This window comes from Lachnoclostridium sp. MSJ-17, from assembly GCF_018918205.1.
Taxonomy (GTDB): Bacteria; Bacillota; Clostridia; order Oscillospirales; family Acutalibacteraceae; genus Ruminococcoides.
Window position 1 is genome coordinate 1 of the sequence record NZ_JAHLQB010000038.1, and the last position, 2,345, is coordinate 2,345.

Here is a 2,345-nt window from a genome sequence, read left to right on the forward strand (position 1 = left end):
TAGATGATCTTAGCCTCATTCTCGCCCATCATGGTGTTGCGGGAAATGAGGATATTGCCGTTTTCGTCGCGGAAGTCGTCGAGCAGGAATCTGCCTATGACGCGCTCCTCGAGCGGCTCGATGATGTTGACGCCGGCGCGCACCTTGACGCTCTCAGCGCCCGAGTTGACGATGGCTTCCGCCATTTCGTCGTCGATCTCGACGTTTCTGTAGACGATCGGCTTGCCGTTTTCGTCGCACAGATCCTCGACAAGAGATTTGCCGATGACGTTGCCGTAGGTGGGAGCGACCTCGGTGAAGTTTGTGTTGCCGTTGAGGATATCGAAGATCTCAAGACCCTCTTTGGTGCCGCAGTCCTCCTCGCGGATGATGACCTCCTGAGAAACGTCTACAAGACGGCGGGTGAGATAACCGGAGTCGGCGGTACGGAGCGCGGTATCGGCAAGACCCTTACGCGCACCGCGAGAGGAGATGAAGTATTCGAGAATGTTCAGACCCTCACGGTAGTTCGCTCGAATCGGGATTTCGATGGTTTTACCGGAGGTGTTGGCGATCAGTCCGCGCATGCCCGCGAGCTGACGGATCTGGCTCATGCTGCCTCGAGCGCCGGAGTCAGCCATCATGTAGATCGGGTTGTAGCGGTCGAGGTTCTTTTGCAGCTTGTCTGTAACGTCGTCTGTCGCCTTGTTCCAGATCCTCAGGATCTCCTCATAACGTTCCTCGTCGGAACGAAGACCCATCATGTACTCTTCGCGGATAGCCTCTACCTCGTCCTCTGCCTTTGCGATGATCTCTTTCTTTTCGGGCGGGATGACCGCGTCGCAGACCGCGACGGTGAGTGCGCCTATGGTGGAGTACTTGTAGCCCTGCGCCTTGATCTCGTCCAGCAGCACGCTGGTTCTGGCGGCGCCGTGCTTCTTTATGGAAGCGTCGATGATCCTCTTTAAGCCTTTTTTGCCTACGAGGAAGTCGACCTCGAACTTGAATTTGTTTTCGGGGATGCTTCTGTCAACAAAGCCCAGATCCTGCGGGATGGGGTTGTTGAAGATGATCTTGCCGATGGTGGTGTCGACGAGAGCCGACTGCATTTCGCCGTCGATCTCCATTTCGCGGCGAACCTTGATCTTGGAGTGCAGCTCGATAACGCCGGTCTGATACGCCATCATTACCTCGTCAACGTTGCGGAAGATCTTGCCCTCGCCGCGCTCGCCGTCCTTATCGAGGGTGAGGTAGTAAGAACCGAGGATCATATCCTGCGTAGGAACCGCGACAGGCTGACCGTCGGAGGGCTTGAGCAGGTTGCCCGCAGCGAGCATGAGGAAGCGCGCCTCAGCCTGAGCCTCGGCGGAAAGCGGTACGTGAACAGCCATCTGGTCGCCGTCGAAGTCGGCGTTGAAGGCGGTACATACCAGCGGATGAAGCTTGATAGCGCGGCCTTCAACGAGCACGGGCTCGAACGCCTGGATGCCCAGACGGTGAAGTGTTGGCGCACGGTTGAGCATTACGGGGTGACCCTTGATGACCACCTCGAGCGCGTCCCAAACGGTCTCTTTAGCGCGCTCAACGGCTTTTCTTGCGGATTTTATGTTCTGCTCTGCCTTTGTTTCGACAAGGCGCTTCATAACGAAGGGCTTGAACAGCTCGAGCGCCATCTCCTTGGGCAGACCGCACTGGTACATTTTCAGCTCAGGGCCGACTACGATAACCGAACGTCCGGAGTAGTCGACGCGCTTGCCGAGCAGGTTTTGACGGAAACGTCCCTGCTTGCCCTTAAGCATGTCGGAAAGCGATTTGAGCGCGCGGTTGTTGGGTCCCGTTACGGGTCTGCCGCGTCTGCCGTTGTCGATAAGGGCGTCGACAGACTCCTGAAGCATACGCTTTTCGTTGCGGATGATGATCTCGGGAGCGTTCAATTCGAGCAGCTTTTTAAGTCTGTTGTTTCTGTTGATAACGCGGCGGTACAGGTCGTTGAGGTCGCTGGTGGCGAATCTGCCGCCGTCGAGCTGTACCATCGGGCGGATGTCCGGCGGGATGACCGGAACGACGTCCAGTATCATCCACTCGGGACGGTTGCCCGAAAGGCGGAAGCTCTCTACAACGTCGAGGCGCTTGAGCAAACGGATGCGCTTCTGACCGGAGGAAGCTTCAAGCTCCTCCCTGAGCTCCTGCGAAAGGGCTTCGAGGTCGATCTCTTCAAGCAGCTTTTTGATGGACTCGGCGCCCATGCCCGCCTGGAAATCATCCTCGTATTTTTCGCGCATATCGTTGTATTCGGTCTCGCTGAGGCACTGATACTTAGCCAGATCGCGGCAGTCACCGGGATCGGTGACGATGTACTGCGAGAA

General features: G+C 57.0%; 1 protein-coding gene. It reads right to left on the reverse strand.

What is annotated here, in order from left to right:
* Positions 1–2,345: DNA-directed RNA polymerase subunit beta' (gene rpoC / locus KQI64_RS03170; RefSeq protein WP_216523301.1), on the reverse strand; the 2,345-nt coding region annotated here is incomplete at both ends.